This window comes from Campylobacter sp. CNRCH_2015_1657 (assembly GCF_025772685.1).
GTDB classification, from domain to species: domain Bacteria; phylum Campylobacterota; class Campylobacteria; order Campylobacterales; family Campylobacteraceae; genus Campylobacter_D; species Campylobacter_D lari_D.
Genome location: NZ_JAKMSO010000002.1, coordinates 68502 through 91180, shown reverse-complemented (window position 1 = coordinate 91180; position 22679 = coordinate 68502). Strand labels below are relative to the sequence as shown.

The 22679-nt window shown below is 31.4% G+C and carries 19 protein-coding genes; 13 read left to right on the top strand and 6 right to left on the bottom strand.

What is annotated here, in order from left to right; all coding sequences use genetic code 11:
- Positions 1-28 precede the first annotated feature (28 nt).
- Both L8X27_RS02235 and L8X27_RS02230 read left to right on the top strand, forming a co-directional pair.
- Positions 29-1099 carry a Fic family protein gene (locus L8X27_RS02235; protein ID WP_133319425.1) on the top strand — a complete coding sequence of 357 codons (1071 nt, stop codon included), beginning with the start codon at positions 29-31 and terminating at the stop codon, positions 1097-1099.
- On the top strand, positions 1100-2593 hold the full coding sequence (locus L8X27_RS02230; protein WP_263671020.1) for a type I restriction-modification system subunit M: 1494 nt from the start codon (positions 1100-1102) through the stop codon (positions 2591-2593). It begins immediately after the preceding gene.
- On the opposite strand, the gene L8X27_RS02225 is transcribed toward L8X27_RS02230, so the two are convergent.
- Genes L8X27_RS02225 through L8X27_RS02210 form a run of 4 tightly spaced genes read right to left on the bottom strand, consistent with a single transcriptional unit; the run spans position 2590 to position 6000 of the window.
- Entirely contained in the window at positions 2590-3771 is a 1182-nt protein-coding gene (locus tag L8X27_RS02225) for a molybdopterin molybdotransferase MoeA (protein ID WP_263671019.1), read from the bottom strand. The genes L8X27_RS02230 and L8X27_RS02225 overlap by 4 nt on opposite strands.
- A gap of 1 nt (position 3772) precedes the next feature.
- Positions 3773-4219 (bottom strand): molybdopterin synthase catalytic subunit, encoded by a 447-nt coding sequence (locus tag L8X27_RS02220; RefSeq protein WP_039627992.1) that lies wholly within the window; start codon positions 4217-4219, stop codon positions 3773-3775.
- Positions 4220-4222: 3 nt separating this feature from the next.
- Positions 4223-4444: a molybdopterin synthase, small subunit gene (locus L8X27_RS02215; protein WP_039617593.1), complete on the bottom strand. Its 222-nt coding sequence runs from the start codon at positions 4442-4444 to the stop codon at positions 4223-4225.
- A gap of 11 nt (positions 4445-4455) precedes the next feature.
- Positions 4456-6000 (bottom strand): multicopper oxidase family protein, encoded by a 1545-nt coding sequence (locus tag L8X27_RS02210; protein ID WP_263671018.1) that lies wholly within the window; start codon positions 5998-6000, stop codon positions 4456-4458.
- Between the two features lie 145 nt (positions 6001-6145).
- On the opposite strand from L8X27_RS02210, the gene nspC reads away from it, so the two are divergent.
- From nspC to putP, 11 genes are all read left to right on the top strand, one after another.
- Entirely contained in the window at positions 6146-7309 is a 1164-nt protein-coding gene (gene nspC / locus L8X27_RS02205) for a carboxynorspermidine decarboxylase (protein ID WP_263671017.1), read from the top strand.
- A 136-nt stretch (positions 7310-7445) separates the two neighbouring features.
- Positions 7446-8375: a formate dehydrogenase subunit gamma gene (locus L8X27_RS02200; RefSeq protein WP_039627999.1), complete on the top strand. Its 930-nt coding sequence runs from the start codon at positions 7446-7448 to the stop codon at positions 8373-8375.
- A 63-nt stretch (positions 8376-8438) separates the two neighbouring features.
- Positions 8439-9119 (top strand): molecular chaperone, encoded by a 681-nt coding sequence (locus L8X27_RS02195; protein WP_263671016.1) that lies wholly within the window; start codon positions 8439-8441, stop codon positions 9117-9119.
- 175 nt (positions 9120-9294) lie between these two features.
- On the top strand, positions 9295-9498 hold the full coding sequence (locus L8X27_RS02190) for a twin-arginine translocation signal domain-containing protein (RefSeq protein ID WP_133319416.1): 204 nt from the start codon (positions 9295-9297) through the stop codon (positions 9496-9498).
- Positions 9499-9514: 16 nt separating this feature from the next.
- The gene (locus tag L8X27_RS02185) at positions 9515-12337 is read left to right on the top strand and encodes a formate dehydrogenase subunit alpha (protein WP_133319415.1); all 2823 of its coding nucleotides are present in this window, start codon (positions 9515-9517) and stop codon (positions 12335-12337) included.
- Between the two features lie 10 nt (positions 12338-12347).
- On the top strand, positions 12348-12917 hold the full coding sequence (fdh3B, locus tag L8X27_RS02180; RefSeq protein ID WP_133319414.1) for a formate dehydrogenase FDH3 subunit beta: 570 nt from the start codon (positions 12348-12350) through the stop codon (positions 12915-12917).
- Positions 12918-12972: 55 nt separating this feature from the next.
- On the top strand, positions 12973-13701 hold the full coding sequence (locus tag L8X27_RS02175; RefSeq protein WP_263671015.1) for a winged helix-turn-helix domain-containing protein: 729 nt from the start codon (positions 12973-12975) through the stop codon (positions 13699-13701).
- Between the two features lie 48 nt (positions 13702-13749).
- On the top strand, positions 13750-14328 hold the full coding sequence (gene yedF, locus L8X27_RS02170) for a sulfurtransferase-like selenium metabolism protein YedF (protein ID WP_263671014.1): 579 nt from the start codon (positions 13750-13752) through the stop codon (positions 14326-14328).
- Positions 14325-15356 carry a selenide, water dikinase SelD gene (gene selD, locus L8X27_RS02165; protein WP_263671013.1) on the top strand — a complete coding sequence of 344 codons (1032 nt, stop codon included), beginning with the start codon at positions 14325-14327 and terminating at the stop codon, positions 15354-15356. Before yedF ends, selD begins: the two co-directional genes overlap by 4 nt.
- A gap of 138 nt (positions 15357-15494) precedes the next feature.
- Complete coding sequence (locus L8X27_RS02160) at positions 15495-18992, top strand: bifunctional proline dehydrogenase/L-glutamate gamma-semialdehyde dehydrogenase (protein WP_263681002.1); 3498 nt, start codon at positions 15495-15497, stop codon at positions 18990-18992.
- A 12-nt stretch (positions 18993-19004) separates the two neighbouring features.
- A complete protein-coding gene (gene putP / locus L8X27_RS02155) occupies positions 19005-20486 on the top strand; it encodes a sodium/proline symporter PutP (protein ID WP_220566430.1) in 1482 nt (493 codons plus the stop codon).
- A 24-nt stretch (positions 20487-20510) separates the two neighbouring features.
- On the opposite strand, the gene gltS is transcribed toward putP, so the two are convergent.
- Positions 20511-21701 carry a sodium/glutamate symporter gene (gene gltS, locus L8X27_RS02150; RefSeq protein WP_133319408.1) on the bottom strand — a complete coding sequence of 397 codons (1191 nt, stop codon included), beginning with the start codon at positions 21699-21701 and terminating at the stop codon, positions 20511-20513.
- Positions 21698-22570 (bottom strand): formimidoylglutamase, encoded by an 873-nt coding sequence (locus L8X27_RS02145; protein WP_263661071.1) that lies wholly within the window; start codon positions 22568-22570, stop codon positions 21698-21700. Before L8X27_RS02145 ends, gltS begins: the two co-directional genes overlap by 4 nt.
- Between the last annotated feature and the right edge of the window lie 109 nt (positions 22571-22679).

Genomic DNA, 22679 nt, shown 5'->3' with positions numbered 1-22679 from the left:
TAAAAAAATTTTAACATATGGAAAAATTATGAAAGAATTCATACCACCAAAACTTCCTTTAGATATAGAATTAAATGCAAATATTTATGGTCTCATCATTAGGGCTTCGAGAAAATTAGCGGAGTTAAATGGATTTAGCAAAAGCATGCCTAATCCAAATATATTAATCAATGCTTTGATCTTGCAAGAAGCTAAAGATTCTAGCGAGATAGAAAATATTATTACCACTCACGATGAACTTTTTTTATCTCAAATCGATGAAAGTAAACTTACAAGAGCGGTAAAAGAAGTAAAAGACTATGAAAATGCTTTAAAAAAAGGATATGAGCTTTTAAAAAAAGAGCAATTATTAAGAAATGCACATATTTTAGAAATTCAAAAAAGACTAGAAAGAAATAATGCAGGTTTTAGAAAACAAAGCGGAACTACGCTGATAAATCCTACCACAGGAGAAATCAAACACACACCCCCGCAAAATCCTAGTGATATACAAGAACTTATGGGAAATTTGGAGCGATACATCAACGATGATACTTTAGATGAACTTGATTTTTTGGTAAAAATGGCAATCATTCATTATCAGTTTGAAAGCATACATCCATTTTACGATGGTAATGGTAGAACAGGCAGGATTATCAATATACTTTATTTAGTTTATAAAGGCTTGCTTGATTTGCCTATCTTGTATTTAAGCGCTTATATAGTAAATAACAAAGAAGAGTATTACAATCTTTTACAAAAAGTACGTGATGAAGGTGCAATTTTAGAATGGATAGAATATATACTCAAAGGTGTAGAGCAAACTGCTATAAAAACGATAAAAACCATTACTATAATAGAAAAAATGATGTCTAATGTAGGTGAAATTTTGCAAAATAAAACGAATTTTTACAGCAAAGACTTTGTGGAGCTTTTGTTTTCTCATCCTTATACAAAGATAGACTTTTTGATAAATAAATTAGATATTTCTAGGCAAAGTGCCTCAAAATACCTTAAAATTTGTGAAAATTTAGGGGTGCTAGAGTGCATTAAAATGGGTAGAAATAATTATTATATTAATATAGAACTTTTAAGACTTTTTAGAAAGGGAATTTTTTAAATGCAAAGTAAAATCGATAAAATCACAGATATTCTAAGAAGAGATGATGGCATAAGTGGTGCTATGCATTATAGTGAGCAGATTAGCTGGGTGCTTTTTTTGAAATTTTTAGATGATTATGAAGAAGAGTTAAAGCTAGAAGCTGAGCTAGATGAAAAGCCTTATAGGGCTATTTTGCAAGAAAAATTTAGTTGGAGGGCTTGGGCAGCACCTAAAACAAGTGAAGGAAAGCTTGATGTAAAAAACGCTTTAAGTGGAAGTGATTTGCTAAGCTTTGTGAATGATGAGCTTTTTCCATACCTAAAAAGTTTCAAAGATAATGAAAATTTCAAAAGTATAGAGTATAAGATAGGCGGAATTTTTGAATTTATAGACAACCGCATAGCTAATGGCCATACTTTAAGAGAGGTTATAAATTTAGTTGATGAGCTAAGTTTTAGCAAAGAAAGTGATGTATTTGCTTTGGGTGAGGTTTATGAGAAGCTTTTAAAAGACATGGGAAGTGATGGGGGAAATAGCGGGGAGTTTTATACCCCAAGACCTTTGGTTAGAGCTATGGTGGAGGTGCTAGACCCTAAAGCAAAAGAGAGAATTTACGATCCTGCGTGTGGGAGTTGTGGATTTTTAGTAGAGAGTTTTTTGCATATTCTCTATGAAGATAGGGCAAAAAAGAAAAAAGCAAATTTGAGTGTGGAGGAACTTGAATTTTTACAAAATGATGCCTTGTTCGGTAAAGAAAAAACTCCACTTAGTTATGCAATGGGTGTGATGAATATGATTTTACATGAGGTTAAGTCCCCAAATATCATCAAAACCAATACTCTAAATAAAAAAATCACAGACATAACTGAAAATGAAAAATACGAAGTGATTTTGGCAAATCCTCCTTTTGGTGGTAAAGAAAAAGATCAAATTCAAAATAACTTTCCTGTAAAATCAAACGCTACTGAGCTTTTGTTTTTACAACATATTTTAAAGTCTTTGAAAAACAATGGAAGATGTGCCATAGTAGTGCCTGAAGGAGTGCTTTTTCAAAATTCAAATGCCTTTGTGAGTGTAAAAAAAGACTTGCTAGAAAATTTTAATCTTGAATGTGTTTTAAGCTTGCCAAGTGGGATATTTTTACCTTATAGTGCGGTAAAAACTAATGTGCTTTTTTTCTCTAAAGGGCAAAAAAGCATTTGTGGTGAAAATGATGAAAGTGTGTATTACTATGAGCTTGTACCACCTTTTAAATTGACTAAAAATAAACCTTTAGAATACACGCATTTGCAAGAATTTTTAAAATGTTATAAAGAAAGAAAAATCACGGCTAATTCTTATTTGGTAAGTAAAAAAGAACTTGAAGAAAGAAATTATGATTTAAGTGCTAAAAATCCAAATACAAAAGAAGAAAAAACTTTGCGTGAAATAGAGGAAATTTTAAGCGAGTTAGAGCAAAATCAAAAACAAGCAAAAATGCTTTTTGAAAAAATTCAAAAAGCACTTGTTTAAGGCATTAAAACAATATCCACTAAATCATTTTCTTTTATATCATCATTTGCTATCATAAGTGCAGCTTTGTGGTTAAGGTTGTTGATGATAGCACTTGAGCCTTGTTTTTTGCCTTTTAAATTGGCATAAATTTTTCCATCTTTAAATTCTACATTACAAGCTACAAATTCTAAATGCGAACTTTTTTTCTTATAGTCAGTATTTGCAAATGTTTTAAATACATAGTCTTTTTCTTGTAAAAGCCAAGCATTTAAAAGTTCTCTTACATATAAATTAAACATCACCATAGCCGAGTATGGAAAACCCGGTAGAGCAAAGATGAATTTATCTTCAAATTTGGCAATTTTGATGTGTTTACCAGGCTTTACATCGACTTTGTCTAGGATGACTTCGTACTCTTTAACAGCTTGCTTTAAAAAGTCAAAATCCCCCATGGAAACTCCACCAGTGGTAACTAAAATATCACACGCATTAAGTGCTTGTTTTAAAGCACTTGGAGTTTTTTGCATATCATCTTTTAAAAGTGGAAAAATTCTAGCTTCAGCACCAAGTTTTTTTGCCATATTAGCTATGGCTACATGGTTTGATGAGCGAATTTGTGCAGGATGTTCTAAGCTTTCGCCTAAGTCTTTGATTTCACTTCCGCTACTTAGCACGCCTATGATAGGTTTAGCAAAAACACTAATGTGAAAATATCCAAGCTCGGCTAAAAGTGCTATCTCGCTATAGCCTAGCTTTGTGCCTTTTGTGAGTAAAATTTCACCTTTAGTGTAGCTCTCGCCCACCTTTCTTACAGCAAAGCCTTGTGGAACTTTTTCTTTTATATAAACCATGTTGTTTTTAACTTCTACTTTTTCCACAGGCACTAAGGTATCACAACCCTCACTCATCAAAGAACCTGTAAAGGTTTTAACACATTCTTTATTTTGTATTTTAAAGCTTGGAAAAACTCCCGCAGGCACTTCACCTATGATAGACAAAGGCTCATCTTGCTCGCTAAATTTGATCGCATAGCCATCCATAGAAGCTGTGGGAAATTGAGGGTTATTGGTAGAAGCTTTGATGTCTATGGCTAAAATTCTATCTAAGCACTGTGTTAAGGCGATGTTTTCTATCTTTTCATATGCTTGTATGTGTGAATGAAGTATGTCTAAACTTTGGCTATAAGAAGTTAGCATTTTAGTCCTTAGTGCTTAAAATTCCTGCTCCTTGAAGTTTCAAAGAGCGTTCTTTGGCATAAATTTTTTCGCCATTAATGATATCATATTTCCATATAGGTGCACTTGCTTTAAAATCTTCTACAAAATCATTAATCAGCTTAAGTCCTAATTTTCTTTGCTTACTTAAAACCCCAGCAAAATAAGAACTCTCATGCACCTTAACCTCGCCGATAGAGTGAGCAAACATCAAGCTTACATTTTCATTTGCAAGTTTTTGGCACCACTTTTCAAACCAAGTTTTTAATAAAGGCTCATATATATCAAAACTCAAAGCTTCAATCTCATCTTCGGCCCTCACTATACCGCAAAATGTGATCAAAGCTCCGCAGTTTTTATCTTTAGCATATTCATACCATCTAGCATAAATGCTAGGAATTTCTAAGGCTCCTTGGTGTAATTCAAACATAACTCATCCTCCACAAACCGGTGGTAATAAGCATATTTTATCCCCATCTTTTAAGGTGGTTTCATCATCAAAAACCATTTCATCATTTAAAGCAACTGCACAAAGCTCAAGCCATTCTTTTAAGCTTTCATCTTGCCCTAAAATTGCTTTTAATTCTTTAAGATTGCTTACGTTTAGTTCTAAGCTTTCTTTGTTAATTGGCCCTAGAAATTCGACTTTTACCATTTTTTTTACCTTTATTCTTTTATTTCTAAAATTCCCATCATTCCAAGATCTTCATGCTCTAAAATATGGCAGTGAAACATTCTAATACCGGTAAATTTTTGACTCATTCTAAGTCTTAATTCTTCTCCAGGTCTTACATTAATCGTATCTTGCAATGCTCTGAATTTTGCTTTTGTTATTTTACCCTTAAATTTAGAAGATATGAGTTCAAATTGTGTTCCATGTATATGGAAAGGATGATCCATATGCGATTTGTTTTTTACTACCCATTCTTCTACCTCATTTAATTTTGAGGTTAAATCCGTTCTATTCATATCAAATGTTTTACCATTGATTAAAAACATAGAGGCAAGGCTTTTTTTGATTTCTTCTTCACTTTTTTTACTAATACCATGCATTTGCATATGATCTTCACTCATAATCACTTCTTTAAAGCTTGTAGCTTCTTTTAAAGGTGGAAATTCGCGTAATTTTTCCGGTATGTTTTCTATAGTTTTTTCTACTTTAAGATCAGCTAACATAAGAGTGTAAGGTTCTTCTTTAACAAGCATTTTATCGCGGTCATAATAAGTACTTTCAAGTTTAAATTCACCCTTACTTGCTTTGATTAATACTTCTACTCTTGAAGCAGGACTTAAAAATAACTCATCTAATTCAACACCTTTTTCTATAAGTCCTCCATCAGTTCCTACTAAAATAAATTTAGCACCTTTAATGCGTAAATTTAAATATCTTGCCGCACAAAAATTATAAATACGAATTCTTTGAGCTTTGTCAAGTGTTATTTTTGGTTTTAATTGTCCATTGATAAGAACTAAATTTCCTTCTCTGCCATTGAGCCAGTCAAATAAATTATTATCAGGAATTTGTGCATTTTCATCTAAACGCAAATCACTAATCACCCAATCTTGCTCTTGTAAGTGCGATAACGCGTCTTTTTTGGCTTTTACTACAAATACCCCTGCTAAGCCTTTATAAACTTGCTTTGCTGTGGTGTAGTGTGGGTGTGGATGATACCAGTAGGTTCCTGCTGAATTTTCTCCAAGTTTAAAGCGATAAATTCTTTCTCTACCAGGCATGATAGGATCGTGTGGGTTGCCATCTTGCTCAGGTGGTATGTCAAGTCCATGCCAGTGGATAGTAGTTGGCTCTTTTAAACTATTTTTTACCAAAATTTCTACAGTATCACCTTCATAAACTTCTATTTTAGGTCCAGGTATAGAGCCATTGTAAGTAAAGCATTTTGTTTTTTTACCTTTAACAAGCTCTATTTGACTTTCTTTGATTTCTATACTTGATCTAAAGAAATTTTTCTTTGTACTTGTGTTTTTTAGAAGTTTTAAATTTGCTAATGTTTGTCCGCTAGGAAAGTCTTTTTCATCGAGTAGTTTAATGTTTGGATTTTTTAGTTTGATAAAAGAAGTATCGATTTCTTTTGTATCTTTTTGTGTATGTTTTGAGTGCATATTATGATGAGAATGATCCCCCATTGCATAAGCGCTGCTAATACTTGCTAAACCTAAAGCATTAAATTTTAAAAATAACCTTCTATCCATTAAATTTTTACTCCTAAATTAATTTTGATTTGGATTTTGATTATAGCTATTGTTTGATTAATGATTGTAAATTATAAAAACAAGATATAATTTTAATATGGTTTGTTATACAAGTGGTTTTAAATCAAAAAATTAAGGACAAATAATGCTAATTAAAAATCATTTAGATAAAGACTTTCAAACTCCTGCTTATATTTTAGAAGAAGACAAGCTTAGAAAAAATTGTGAGCTTTTGGCTAAAGTGAGTGAGCAAAGTGGAGCAAAAGTCTTGCTTGCTCTAAAGGGTTTTGCTTTTTCAGGTGCTATGGATATAGTGGGTGAGTATCTATCAGGCTGTACTTGCAGCGGGCTTTGGGAAGCTAAATTTGCAAAAGAATATATGAACAAAGAAATTCATACTTTTTCACCTGCTTTTAAAGATGATGAAATAGATGAAATCATAGATCTTTCACACCATATAGTATTTAATTCTTTTAATCAGTTTAAAAAATTTAAAGACAAAGCAAGTAAAAAGTCTCTTGGTTTGCGTTGTAATCCAGAGCTTTCAGTGGCTCCAAAAGAACTTTATAATCCTTGTGGCAGATTTTCAAGACTAGGAATTCGTGCGATTGATTTTGAAAATGAAGATTTTAGCGCTTTAAGTGGGCTTCATTTTCATGCTTTATGTGAAGAAAGTGCGCATTCTTTAGAGCTTGTGTTAAATGCTTTTGAAGCTAAATTTTCAAAATTTATTAAAAATATGAAATGGGTTAATTTTGGTGGGGGTCATCATATCACAAAAGAAGGTTATGACACGCAAAAACTAATTGATCTTTGTAAAAAATTTAGCGATAAATACGGGGTGCAAGTGTATCTTGAGCCAGGTGAGGCTGTGGGTTGGCAGTGTGGGACTTTAGTTGCAAGTGTGATAGATATAGTAGAAAATGAGAAAAAAATAGCTATTTTAGATACTTCAAGCGAAGCTCATATGCCAGATACTATCATTATGCCTTATACAAGCGAGGTTTTAAATGCTAGAATTTTATCAAGTCGTGATGGGGAAAAATATAGCGAGTTAAAAGAAAATGAATTTGCTTATTTACTTGGTGGTAATACTTGCCTAGCAGGAGATATCATGGGCGAGTATGCTTTTAATCAAGAATTAAAAATAGGGCAAAAAATAGTATTTTTAGATCAAATTCATTATTCCATAGTTAAAAACACCACTTTTAATGGAGTAAGACTTCCAAATTTAATGTTCTTGGATAAGAATGAAAATTTATCTATGGTAAGAGAATTTGGCTATGAAAATTATTCAAAAAGAAACTAAAAATTGAGTTTTTTTGTAGTTTTTTGCAAATTTATGTTTTTTAAATAAAACTTTTTTTAAAATAAAAATGGAAACTGAAAATTAACAAAACTACAACGCTAAGCTTTGGTTAGCGTGTAATGTTTAGGAGTAATTTATGCATAGGGTTATACTAGCTCTTTTAGCCTGTTTTAACTTTCTATTTGCTCAAGAAAATTTTGAAGTTAAAAATACTCAAATTTGGGATGTACAAAGAGTGATGAATATAGAAAGTTATCAAAATTTTGGTGCTTTGTGGACTAAACTACAAGGTGAATATATTGCAAGTGCTGTTTTGATTATACTTATAGTGGTAATTTCAGCTTTTGCATTGCATTATATGGTCATAGGTCCAAAGAAATTTTCTCATGATGGTAAGAAAATTTATGCTTTTTCGGTATTTGAAAGATTGTTTCATTTTGTAGCAGCAATCTCTTGGATTATCCTTGTGCCAACCGGACTTATTATGATTTTTGGATCATACTTTGGTGGTGGATTTTTTGTAAGAATGTGTAAAAACTTACATGGTATTGCTACTATTTTATTTATCATTTCTATCATTCCTATGCTTTTGTGTTGGATTAAAAGAATGCTTCCTGCAAGTTATGATTTAAGATGGATGATGATAGTAGGTGGATATTTAAGTAAAGAGAAAAAACCTGTGCCTGCGGGTAAGTTTAATTTTGGTCAAAAATCTTGGTATTATATAGCTGTTTTTGGTGGCTTTTTGATGATAATCACTGGTGCGTTTATGTTTTTCCTTGATTTTAATTCTACTTCTTTGCAATCTATTTTTGGCATTTCTCATATAGATATTTTAAGAGCTTCAGCTATCATCCATAATATTTTGGGTATTTTATGTGCAGTATTTTTTGCTATTCATATTTATATGGCCGTATTTGCTATTAAAGGAAGTATCCACTCTATGATTAGTGGTTATAAAGAAGAAGAGGAAGTTTATATTTTACATTCTTATTGGTATAAAGAACTAAGCGATAAAAAACAAATCAATCCATCGTTTACTTATGATTCTAAAACAAAATTTTAAAATCTCACTTGATTTTTTTAAATTTTCCTTGTTATAATCAAATAAAAATAACAAGGAAAATTAATGATACAAGATATTGATCTTTCGCGTAAATATTTTTATGAATTTTTTTCAAAAGCTTTTAATTTTATCGATGAAAATGAGTTTAAAATTTGGCATGAGCAAGTTTTAGTTTTAGCTCAAAGTCCTTTAGATGATAGTTTAAAATTTGATTTTGAAAAACTTAGTGTATGTGATTTTGTAAGTTTTAAAGAAGAACAAAATGGAGTGTTTTTTGATTTTTCTTATGTGAATGTGCCTATTAGTGCTTCTTTTTATGATGAGGGTAGGGATGATGGCAAAATGAAGCTTCAAGCCTGTGAAATCATTAGAAAAACCAAATTTAGAAAAAAAGAAGATTGCAGGCAAAGTGAAGATGAATTTGGCTTTTTGTTTGCTTTTATGGCAAGTATTATTGAGTATGATTTAAAAGTTGCACAGCAATTATTTCGTTTTGTGATAAACCCTGTAATAGATGAGTTTATAGAAAAATTACAAATCCACAAAAACTCAAATTTTTACATTGCTATTGCCAATATTATGAAAGTCTTTTTTGCAAATGAAAGAGCTTATTTGGAAGTACAAGCACCTATAAAAAAAGAAGGTAAAAGTGTAGCAGATGAGGCTTTACAAAGACTTCCTTATGAGCCAAGACTTCCTACTAAATTTAGCAAAACAAATATAGAAGAACTTAGTAAATTATAAAAATTAATATGTATTTTGTTACCAAAATACATATTATCAAAATCATCTTTTTATGAAAATAGAAATTAAATAAAATCTTAAGTGAAAATATGCAAAATTTATCTTGTTAAGTGTATAAATACTTTGAAAATAAGTATTTATAGTTATTCTTTACTTTTATTTCAAAGGAGAGAACATGGAGGCCAATCAAAGAAGGGATTTTTTAAAAAAATCTTTGAAAATTGGTGCTTTAGGGGTAGTAGCTGGGGCAAGTGTAAATGCTTTAGCTAAAGATGATTACCAAGAGCAAAATACCGTAGTTTTAGGAAAAAGTACTAAAAAAGAAGTGCTTTATAGAAAAACTATGCATTGGGAAAAATACTACAAAATAGCTTATTAATTAAGAAAGGAAGAAGATGGCATTAGCAAGAAGAAATTTTCTTAAGCTTGCTGGTATTGCTGGTCTTGGAAGTGCGGCTTTTGGTAGTGAAAACAAAGCTATTAGAGCTGCAAGTGAACAAGAAGTAGCAAATCCTTATCCAGATTCTAAGATTGTTAGAACAATCTGTAGTATCTGTAGTGCAGGCTGTGGAATTAAAGCGGAAGTACAAGATGGAGTTTGGGTGCGTCAAGAAAACGCTATAGAACATCCTATTTCTCAAGGATCACACTGCTGTAAAGGGATAGATCAAATCGATCTTACTAAATCAAAGCAGCGTATTAAATATCCTATGAAAAAAGAAAATGGCAAATGGGTACGTTTAACTTGGGAGCAAGCTATCAATGAAATTGGCGATAAAATGCTTGAAATCCGTAAAGAAAATGGACCTGATAGTGTTATGTTTTTAGGTTCGGCTAAATTTAATAACCAACAAGCTTATTATTTTAGAAAATTTGCAGCATTTTGGGGTACTAACAATATAGACCACGTTGCTAGAATTTGACACAGCGCAACAGTCGCCGGTGTGGCGAATACATGGGGTTATGGCGCTATGACAAATCATTTTGGTGATGTGACTAAACACTCAAAAATGATGATTATTTTTGGTGCAAATACTGCTGTGGCAAATCCTATCGGATTTAAACACTTATTACAAGCAAAAGATCGTAATAATGCTAAATTAGTAGTTGTAGATCCTGTATTTACAAAAACTGCAGTACATGCTGATGAATATGTAAGAATTCGTCCAGGCACAGATATAGCTTTAGTTTATGGTATGCTTCATTTGATCTTCAAAAACGGTTGGGAAGATAAAGAATTAATCAAAACTAGAACTTATGGTGTTGAAGAAATAAAAGCAGAGGCTGCTAAATGGACTCCTGAAGTTGTAGAAGATGTAACAGGCGTTCCAGCTGCTCAACTTGAAAAAATTACAAGAATGCTAGCTACAATCAAACCTGCTACGCTATTTTGGGCTTTAGGTATTACTCAACACTCGGTAGGTAGCTCCAACACAAGAATTCTAGCTATCTTACAACTCGTTCTTGGTAATATAGGCAAACCAGGTGCAGGAACAAACATCATTAGAGGTCATGATAATGTTCAAGGTGCTACTGATATGGGCTGTTTGGCTGATACTTTACCAGCTTATTATGGGCTTGATGATAATGCGTGGAATCATTTTGCTAATTTTTGGAATGTAGATAGAGAATATTTAAATTCAAGATTTTATTCTAAAGAATGGATGCATGAAAAAGGTTTTTCACTAGCAAAATGGTGGCAAGGCGTTTTACATGAAGAAAAAACTTATTCTAACTCACCTATCCGTGTGCTTTGGGTGCAAGGAACGGGTATTACTTCTATGGCGCATACGGTAAAAATTCAAGAAGCGCTTAAAAAACTTGATATGATTGTAATCGCTGAACCTTTTGTAAATGAAGTAGCAGTTTTAGCAGATCGTTCTGATGGTATTTATATTATCCCTGCTTGTACTCAATTTGAAACAGAAGGTTATGTCACTGCGACTAATCGTGCTATGCAATGGCGTTCTCAAGTAGTAAAACCAATTTATGAAAGCAAAGAAGATCAAGAGATTATGTTTGCTTTTGCTAAAAAATTCGGCTTTTATAAAGAATACACTCGCGGTATGAAAATGGAATTGAAAGATCATAAGCTTGTACAAACAAGAGATGATAATGATGATAATTTTATATGGCCTGATGATGCTACAAGAGAAATGAGTAATGGTCTTTTAAGTATAGGCTTAAGAGGTATTTCAGCTGAACGCTTAAGAAAACACCAACAAAATTGGGAACATTTTGATCCTGATACTCAAAGAGGTCTTGGTGGTGAAGTTAAAGGCGAATACTATGGCTTACCTTGGCCTTGTTGGGATGAACAACATCCGGGAACTTCTATATTATGGAATACTGATGTGCCTTATGAAGAAGGCGGTATGGGCTTTAGAAACCGCTTTGGTTTGGAGCATGAAGGACATTCTCAATTAGCGGATGATGCCTTTACTCCAAAAGGATGTAAAGTTAAAGGTGGTTACCCACAAATCACTAAGGCAAATATTGAAAAAGTATTTAATATCAAACTAAGTGATAGCGAAAAAGAATTAATGGGTGCTAGCTGGAGTACAGATATTTCAGGTATTATTTTAGAAAAATGTAGAGAAAAGAGTGCTTGCTGTTTGGGTAATGCAAGAGCTAGAATGAAAGTTTGGGAATTTGCAGATCCTATTCCGTTACATAGAGAGCCTATTCACTCACCTCGTTGGGATTTGGTTAAAAAATATCCTACTTGGGGCGATCAAGAGAAAAACTTCAGAGTTGAGAGTAAATTTATCAGCGAGCAACAAAAGAAAGATTGGAGCAAAGAGTTTCCGACTATCATTTCAAGTATGCGTTTAGTAAATTTAAGTGGTGCAGGTATGCTTGAGAGAACTAGTAAATATCTTGCTGCAATCACACCTGAAATGTTTGCTAATGTTCACCCTGAACTTGCCTTAAAATATGGTATAAATGATGGAGATATGATGTGGATTCATTCACCGCAAGGCACTAAGATTAAAGTAAAATGTGTGCATAATCATTCTGTTACACCGGATAGAATTTGCTTGCCTTATAACTTTGCGGGTATTATGCAAGGAGTGGATTTAAGTTATAATTATCCTGAAGGCACTAGACCTTATACTATAGGTGAAAGTTCTAACACGGTTACTAACTATGGTTTTGATATAAATACGCAAATTTCTGAATTTAATGCAGGACTTTGCAGACTTGAAAAGGCTTAAGGGGTAAGTTATGGCTAGAATGAAATTTTATGTAGATAATAATCGCTGTATTTCTTGCTTTGCTTGTCAAGTGGCTTGTTCAAGTGCGCACGAAGTGCCAGTGGGGATTAATAGAAGAAAGGTAATCACTTTAAATGAAGGCATAGAAGGAAAAGAGTTTTCAACAACTCTTGCCTGCCAACACTGCACAGATGCTCCATGTGAGCAAGTTTGTCCTGTAAAATGCTTTTATATTAGAGCTGATGGTATTGTTTTACATGATAAAAAAACTTGTATAGGTTGTGGGTATTGTCTTTATGCATGTCCTTTTGGTGCTCCACAATTTCCAAGAGATGGTGCTTTTGGTATTAAAGGTCAAATGGATAAATGTACTATGTGTGCAGGTGGTCCTGAACCTACTAACTCTCATGAAGAAAGAGAACTTTATGGACAAAATCGTATCGCAGAAGGTAAAGTGCCTATGTGTGCTGCGGTTTGTTCTACAAATGCACTTTTGGTTGGTGATGCGGCTGAAGTTAGTGCAATGTATAGAAAAAGAGTTTTGCTTAAGGGCCAAAATTTAGGACTTGATGCAAAATAACCCAAAGGGTGTTTACAGGCACCCTTTTTTACTACTTATAATCCAAGGTTAATTCATGGAAGAATTAAATTTAAAAATTCAAAAAAATCTTGATGAAAATAATAAACTTACTTGTAAAAAAGCACTAGAGCTTTTAAAACAATACTCCAAAGAAGATTTTCAAGCTAGTATAAAAGAATTAGGCGTAAAAATTTCAGATTGCGAGTTAGGTCAATTTGGAAAGTTAAATAAAAATATAGCAAAAAGTGAAATTTTAGAAAAATTAGAAACAAAACTAGATTCTAAGCGTCGCATATCATGTAAAGATGCTTTAGAATGTGCTAAAAACTTTAATATGGCTGATATGAGAGCTACGCTTAAAACTTATAAAATTGATGTTAAATACTGCGAACTCGGTTGTTTTGAAGAAAAAAAAGGTAAAAAATTTCATATAAAAAGCAAAATTTGGGTAGAAAATCCTGATGGAGAATTACTTTTTGGTAAAGGGAAAACAGATATTTTAGAATTAGTTGGAGAATGCGGAAGTATTTCCCAAGCGGCTAAACAACTAGGGATTAATTATAAAAAAGCTTGGCTTTATATACAGGATTTAGAAAAAAATATGAAAGAAGAATTGCTCATTGCTAAAAAAGGAAGAGGAAGTGAAGCTGGTAGTAAGCTTACTCCTAGAGCTTATGAGCTAATTCAAAATTTTAAAATTTTACAACAAGATGTAGAAGAATACACTAATAAGCGCTTTAAAGAATTATTTTTCAAGAAAAATCAAGAAAAAGATAAAACTTAATTTGAATACAAGTTATAAAAATATATCATTAAGTAAAAAAGGTAAAAAATGAAAATTGATTGTAGAGATTTAGCTTGTCCGCGTCCTGTGATAGAGACAAAAAAGGCTTTAGAAGAGTTAAAAGAAAATGAAAATTTAGAAATTCTTTTAAATTCTCAAGCTTCTAAAGAAAATGTAATGAGGTTTTTAAAATCTTTAAATTTGAACTTTAGTGTGAAAGATGTAAATGATGAAAGTATTATTAGTATTATAAAAGATGGTGATATAGTTCAAATTCAAGAACAAAATTTGCAAGAATATAATGTGTTGTTTTTAAAAAGCGATAAAGTAGGTGAAGGGGAGCTTGGGAAAAATCTAATGCTAGGTTTTTTAAAAACCTTAAAAGATTTACCTAATAAACCTGTAAAAATCCTTTGCGTTAATGATAGTGTTTTAATGAATACTGATTGTTCTCATATGGCTTTTGAAGCTATGAAAGAGCTTGAAAATTTAGGGGTTGAAATTTATAGTTGTGGGACATGTTTGGAATTTTTTGGTAAAACTAAAGAGCTTAAAATAGGCAAAATAGGTAATGCTTATGAAATTTTAAATGAACTTTTTGGAAAGGCAAAGATTATTTCTTTATGATATATAAAGACCAAAAACTAACTCAATATGTAAAAGCTGCGGGTTGAGCTGCCAAACTAGACTCGGCGGGTCTTGACAAAATTCTTGGCATTTTAAAACCGCATGAAAACATTTTAAGTGGTATTGATAATAACGAAGATGCAAGTGTTTATAAGCTAAATGAAGATTTAGCTTTAGTGCAAACACTTGATTTTATCACACCTGTGGTTGATAGTACGTATCATTTTGGTGCTATAGCTGCTGCCAATGCTTTAAGTGATGTATTTGCTATGGGTGCTGAGGTGATTAATGCCTTAAATATTGTAGGCTTTGATACTTGTCATTTTAACAATGAAATTTTACTTGAAGTTTTAGAAGGTGCTAGAGCTAAGGTTGAAGAAGCTGGTGCTGTGCTAGTAGGTGGCCATACTATAGAAAATGATGAATTTATTTTTGGTCTTAGTGTGACAGGTGTAGTTCATCCTAAGAAATTTATAGCTAATAATAGTGCAAAAGATGGTGATGTTATTTTACTTACTAAGCCTATAGGTAGTGGCATTATTAGTACTGCTATCAAGGCTGGTTTGCTAGAAAAAGCAAAGATTTTAAAAGCAATAGAGCAAATGAGTTTTTTAAATCTTTACGCAAGTCGTATTTTAAAGGGGTTTAAAAGTCTTAGTGCTTTAAGTGATGTTACTGGTTTTGGCCTTTTGGGGCATTTAAAAGAAATGTTAAATGAAGAGATTATGATAGAAGTGTATAAAAATGAAATTCCTTTAATGGATGGAGTTTTGCCAATGGCTAATATGGGGATAATCCCAGCAGGAGCTTATAAAAATAAAGATAGCCTAAAAATTTGGGTTGATAATTTAAATGAAAAAGATGAGGATATAGTGTATTTTGATCCTCAAACTTCAGGTGGACTTTTAGCTGCAATGAGTGAAAAAGATGCAAATGAGGCTTTGAAAATTTTGAAAGATTACAATATAGAGGCAAAGATTATTGCTAGATGTGTAAGAAATACTCATAATTATTTATTATTACGCTAATATTTTATTTACAATTAAAAATATATGTTTATATTTGTTACTTTTTTACATAAAAAAATAAATTATAAATAAATATATGTTGATTTTTGTGGCTATTTTTGTATCATAAAAGATATTAATTACTAAATGGAGGAAGAAATGATACAAAAAGCTTTGCAATTAGCTGAAGAATTACAAAGAAAAATAGAAAGTAATATCTCTCAAAGTGAAAAAGAATTTCACGCCAAAATGCAAAAACTTTTAAACAATCCTAAAAATAAAGTGATGTTGATTGAACTTTTAGATCGCTCTTTTAGATGTAAAGATAAAAGTGCGAGTTTTGAGCTTATAGAGCATACTTTAAACAAATATGGTATAGCAGATTTTTTTAGTGCTTTTGAAAAATTTTTGCTTTTTTCATTTTTAAATTTTGGAAAATTTGCACCAACTCTTAGTGTGCCATTTTTCATTAAGCATTTAAGAGAAGATACTAAAGCTATGGTTTTAGATGCAAATCCTAGTGTTTTAGAGCCTCATATGCGTAAAAGAAAAGATGAAGATAAAATTACCTTAAATGTAAATTTAATTGGTGAAGAGGTTTTGGGTGAGGCTGAGAGTGCTTATAGAGTAAAAAAATATGAAGAAGCATTAAAAACAAGCTATATTACTTATATTTCAATTAAAATCACTACCATTTTTTCTCAAATTAATATCATTGATTTTGAATACTCTAAAGATGAAGTGGTAAAAAGATTGGATAAATTATATGCTCTTGCTTTAGAAGAAGAAAAAAAGCAAGGTGTGTCTAAATTTATCAATCTTGATATGGAGGAATTTAGAGATTTAGAATTAACCGTTGAAGCTTTTATGGAAAGTATTGCAAAGTATAATATTAAAGCAGGTATCGTTTTACAAGCTTATCTTCCTGATTCTTATGAATATTTGAAAAAACTTTTTGCTTTTTCAAAAGAAAGAGTTTTAAAAGGTATGAAGCCTATAAAAATTCGCTTTGTTAAAGGAGCGAATATGGAAAGTGAAGAAACTATAGCTTCGCAAAGAGGTTGGGCTCTACCTACTTTTTATAAAAAAATTGACACAGATAGTAATTATAAGAAAATGCTTGATTTTGTCTTAGAAGGCGATAATTATAAATATATTAATGTAGGTATTGCGAGTCACAATTTATTTGAAATTGCTTATGCTTATACTAGAATTTCACAAGCAGGAGCTTTATCATCTTTTACTTTTGAAATGCTTGAAGGTATGAGCTTGCAATGCTCTTATGAGCTTTCTAAAATGCATGATCTTATACTTTATGCACCGGTGTGTGATGAAGCGCATTTTAATAATGCCATTGCTTACTTAGTAAGAAGACTTGATGAAAATACTAGTGAAGATAATTTCATGAGATATTTTTTCAACCTTAAAATTAATGATAAAAATTGGCAAATGCAAAAAGAATTATTTATAAAATCTTTAGAAGGCGTTGCTAGTTTGGATAATTCTACCCATAGAACTCAAGATAGAAATAATGAAACAAAGGCTATTAGTTCTTATGAGAGTAAAGAATTTAAAAACGAACCTGATACAGATTTTATCTTAAAAGCAAATAGAGAATGGGCTAAAAATATAAGAACTAAATATGAAAATTTAGAAAATTATGATGTGTATCCGGTTGCAAAAGAAGAAATTAAAAACGAAAATTTACAAGTAATAGAAGTTAAAGATAAAATCAAAAATCGCACTATAGGTAAAGCACATTTAGCAGGCCAAAAAGAGATTAAATATGCTTTAGATGTAGCTAAGAGCTCAAATTTTAGTGATTTAAGTCATGATGAAATTTATAAAATTTTAGCAAAAACTGCTCAACTTGTTAGAGATCGTAGAGGAGATTTAATAGGTATAGCAGCTTTAGAAGTAGGAAAAACTTTCTTAGAGATTGATCCTGAAGTTAGTGAGGCTATAGACTTTTTAGAATTTTACCCACATTCTTTGGAAAAACTAAAAGAGCAAAATCCAAATACTACTTTTAAAGCAAAAGGCATAGGTGTGGTAATTGCACCATGGAATTTTCCAGTAGGTATTTCAGTAGGAACCATAGCAGCACCTTTGGCTGCAGGTAATAAAGTAATATATAAGCCATCATCTTTATCCATGCTAACAGGTTATATGCTTTGTAAATGCTTTTGGGATGCGGGAATTCCAAAAGATGCTTTGATTTTCTTACCTGCTAAAGGTAGTGATATATCAAAATACTTGCTTGTTGATCAAAGTGTGAAATTTTCAGTATTAACCGGTGGAGAAGAAACTGCTTATGCAATGCTCAAAGCTAATCCAACCTTACTTTTAAGTGCTGAAACAGGCGGTAAAAATGCAACTATTGTTTCTAAATTTGCTGATCGTGATAGTGCGATTAAAAATATCATTCATTCAGCATTTTCAAATTCAGGTCAAAAATGCTCTGCTACTTCTTTACTTGTTTTGGAAGAAGAAGTTTATGAAGATGAGGAATTTAAAAAGACCTTGGTAGATGCTGCTAGTTCTATGGCGGTTGGAAATCCATTTGTATTTAAAAATAAACTTGGAGCTTTAGCAGATAAACCAGATGTAAAACTGCAAAAAGCATTAGATGAGTTAGCTCCATATGAAAGTTGGGCTTTAAAACCTAAATTTGTAGATGATAATCCTTATCTTTTAACTCCAGGGATTAAATATGGTACAAAAAAAGGTGATTTTACACACATGAATGAGCTTTTTGCACCAATTTTAACTGTAATGAAAGCAAAAGATTTAAAAGAAGCTATTGATATAGTAAATTCTACAGGTTATGGACTTACAGCAGGATTTGAAAGTTTAGATGAGAGAGAATGGAAATACTTCCACACTCACATAGAGGCAGGAAATATTTACATCAATAAACCAACAACAGGAGCTATAGTTCTTAGACAACCTTTTGGTGGTATTAAAAAATCAGCCATTGGTTTTGGTAGAAAAGTTGGAATTTATAATTACATCACTCAATTTTTAGATATAGAGCAAAGTCAAGCTGATCAAAATGTTTTAGACAATGAATTAGTATCAAATTTAAATGCTTTAAGCTTGGATTTAAATGAAAAAGATAAAGCTGATTTTGAAGTCATTAAAGCTATGGCAAGAAGCTATGCTTATCATGCAAAACATGAATTTGCAAGTGCAAAAGATTATGTCAATATAAGAGGCGAGGATAATATTTTCTCTTATACAAAGGTTAAAAATATCGCTTATAGAGTACATAAAGATGATAGTTTAAAAGATATTTTAGGGGTTATTTTAGCAGCCAGTGTGCTAAATATTGATCTTATTTTAAGTTATGATGAGCATGAGAAAATAGATCTTGTGCAAAAGATTAATCAAAAAATTAGTTCAAAAACTTTATTCCTTAAAGAAAGTAAAGAAAATTTCATTAGCAAAATAGCTGATTATGAAAGAATTCGTTATTTTGCTCCATTAGATGTTAATGATGAAATTTTCATAAAAGCAGCAAGTTGTGCAAAAATCATTGCCAATGCTAAGCCTTTAATGAATGGGCGTTTTGAGTTGCTTTTATATCATAATGAAAAAGCTTTAAGTATATCTTTCCACCGTTATGGAAATTTAGGCACTCGTGCTTTAAAATAAAAAGGAGAAAAAATGGAGGTTGTACACATTAATACTCAAATTGCGATAATGTTTGTCGCATATTCAGCATTAATGCTTTTTATTGGATTTTATTTTTATAAACAAAATAAAAATTCAGAGGACTATTTTTTAGGTGGTCGTTCTATGGGACCTGTGGTTTCAGCACTTAGTGCTGGAGCTTCTGATATGAGCGGTTGGCTTTTAATGGGTTTACCGGGAGCTTTATATGTAAGTGGTTTAGCTGAAAGCTATATTGCAATAGGGCTTAGTATAGGAGCATTTTTAAACTGGGCTTTTGTAGCAAAAAGACTTAGAATTTATACTAGTGTGATTGCAAATTCTATTACCATACCTGATTATTTTGAAACAAGGTTTGATGATGATAAGCATATATTAAGAGTGGTTTGTGCTATTGTTATTTTAATTTTCTTTACTTTTTATGTTTCATCAGGGCTTGTAGGTGGAGCAAAGCTTTTTGAAGCAACTTTTGGAATCCAATATGATTATGCACTTACTACAGGAACTGTGATTATAGTTGCTTATACATTTTTGGGTGGATATAAGGCAGTTTGTTGGACGGATTTGATTCAGGGTTTATTAATGATGAGTGCCTTGATTATCGTACCTATAGTGATGATTTATCATTTGGGTGGCTTTAGTGAAGCTGTTAATATAGTCAAAGAAATTAAGCCAAATACTTTTTCTATGGGGGAAGGATTAAGCTTTTTGGGTATAGTTTCAGCGCTTTCTTGGGGACTTGGGTATTTTGGTCAGCCACATATTTTGGTGCGTTTTATGTCTATAAGATCAACTAAAGATATTCCAACTGCTACTTTTGTAGGAATTTCTTGGATGGTTATATCTTTAATTGGAGCTTGTTTGATAGGTATTTTAGGTATAGCTTATGTGAGTAAATTTGAGCTTAGTTTGCAAGATCCTGAAAAGATTTTTATCGTAATGTCGCAATTGCTTTTCAATCCTTGGATAGCAGGTGTTTTATTAAGTGCTATTTTGGCAGCCATTATGAGCACAGCAAGTTCGCAATTGCTTGTTTCAAGTTCAACTATAGCAGAGGATTTTTATAAAAGAATTTTTAACAAAGAAGCGTCCAATAAAACAGTGATGACTTTGGGTAGATTTGGTGTTTTAGCAGTAGCTGTGATAGCTTTTATTATTTCTACTGATAAAAACTCAAGCGTATTAAGTATAGTAGCTTATGCTTGGGCAGGGTTTGGAGCAAGTTTTGGTTCTGTAATGCTCTTTTCGTTATTTTGGTCAAAAATGACTAGATATGCTGCTATTGCAGGTATGATTACCGGTGCAGTTGTAGTTGTAGTATATAAAAATTTCTTAGCAGAGTGGCTTGATTTTCCTATTTATGAAATCATTCCAGGATTTTTAGCTGCTTCTGTTGTGATTATTTTAGTGAGCATGGTAACTAAAGTTCGCCCAGGAACTAAAGCAGCTTATGAAACAATGCTAAAACATCTCTAATACTCTCGCAATATGCGAGAGTAACTATGAAAAAATATTAATCAAATAAGTATTTAAAGGTATTGCAACAATATCAATTAAAACAGCACCGCATAAAGGTACTATTAAAAAAGCTTGTCTTGAAGTTAAATTATATCTAGAACAAACTGCATTCATATTTGCTACTGCATTTGGTGTTGCACCTAGACCATGTCCCATAAGTCCGGCACACATAATCGCACTATCATAATTTTTTCCGCATAATCTAAAAACTATAAAAATTGTAAAGAATAGTAAAGCTAAAACTTGCACAATCAAAGTAATAAAAAGAGGTGTAGCAACAGCACTTAGTTCGTTTATTTTTAAATTTATCATAGCCATAGTTAAAAAAATACCAAGACTTAATTCACTTATAGTATCTATTGTATATTGATTTAGCTTGAAAATATTAAAAGAATCATTAATATTTCTTACAACAATAGCAACAAGCATGGCACCAACATAACTAGGCAAAGAATAGCCGCTATATTGTGTAAATTTGGAACTTAAAAAAAATCCAATACACATAATACATAATATTAAAAATAAAGATTTTAAAAAATCTTTATAATTTGCATTGTGAATTTCATGCTTTAGAGGATCTATATCTTTAATATCTTGATTAGTTGTGATTTTTAATTTGTGTTTATTTATAAGATATTTTGCTACAGGACCTCCGAGCAAAGACCCTGAAATCAGTCCAAAGGTTGCCGCTGCCACTGCTAAAACTTTAGCGTTATTTAAGCCACTTAATTCTTCAACCATACCTCCAAAAGCTATAGCATTTCCATGTCCTCCTTCCAAAGAAACAGCACCACATAAAATTCCATATAGTTTATTTAAATCGAATAAACTCATCATGGAAATGCCGATAAAATTTTGCATTAAAGCCATAAACCAGCAACAACCTAGATAGATTAAAAGTACTTTTCCTCCTACTTTTAAGAGTTTAAAACTTCCACTTAATCCTATTACGGTAAAAAAAGCCACCATTAAAGGAGTTTGTAAACTTGTATCAAAATCAACTTTAATCTCAATAAAACTTAAAATCCAAATGATTATACTGATTAAAAATCCACCTATAACTGGTGCGGGAATGCAAAATTTTTCTAAGATTAAAAAACGTTTTTTCAAAAACATACCAAACAATAAAACCCCGATACTAATAGCTAATACACTTAAACTATCAAATTTCATATCATTCCTTTACTTAATAAAAAATATGCTAGATAAGCAGCGATTTTTGCAGTGTGATTGTCTATATCAAATTTAGGATTAAATTCACAAATATCTGCTAAAGCAACTTTTTTGCTTTCAAAAATAATTTTTATCGGAGTTAAAATTTCTTTTAAATTGATACCAAAAACAGCAGGGGCGCTTACAGCAGGAGCTATGCTTTGTGAAAATACATCCATATCAATACTTAAATAAACAACTTCATTTTGTTTTAAGAAGTTTTTAATGACTTCTATACATTTTTCAAATTCAGTATCTAAAACATAACTTGCTTTCATATTATCCATAGTTTGAAAAAGTGCTTTTGTGTTAGATAATTTACTTGCACCCAAGCAAAGATAAGAAAAATTATAATTATTTTCTTTTGCATATTCATAAGCTTTGTAAAAAGAATTTCCAGAAGTATGTAACTCCTGAATTCTTACATCAAAATGTGCATCAAAATTTATAACTCCTACACTTTTTTTGTAATCTAAAAGCGCTTTGATACAAGCTAAAGATGTTTCGTGTCCACCTCCTAAAATTACACCATAATGATTATTATGTAAAATTTCTAAGCACTTGTGATAAAGTAGTTCATCGCCTAATTCTAGGGTATCAAAATTTTCAATATCTCCTAAATCATCAAAATCAAAATCATCATGTATAGCAAAATTTGCCATATTCTTTCTTATAATTTTTGGTGCTAATTCACTTCCAATTCTACCATTATTTCTCTGCACACCCAATGATGAACAAAAGCCTAATAATTTATTATTTGAAGAGTGATTTAAACATTTAAATAATCGTTTATGGATAATTTCATCACCATCATTTCTCCCTTGCCACATGTATTCCTCCTTTTTTGTGTTTAATTTCAATGTAAGATATTTTTTTAAATATTTTTATATTTTGAGAAATAACATTATTTATTTGTGTATTTTAGTAGCAATAATTTAT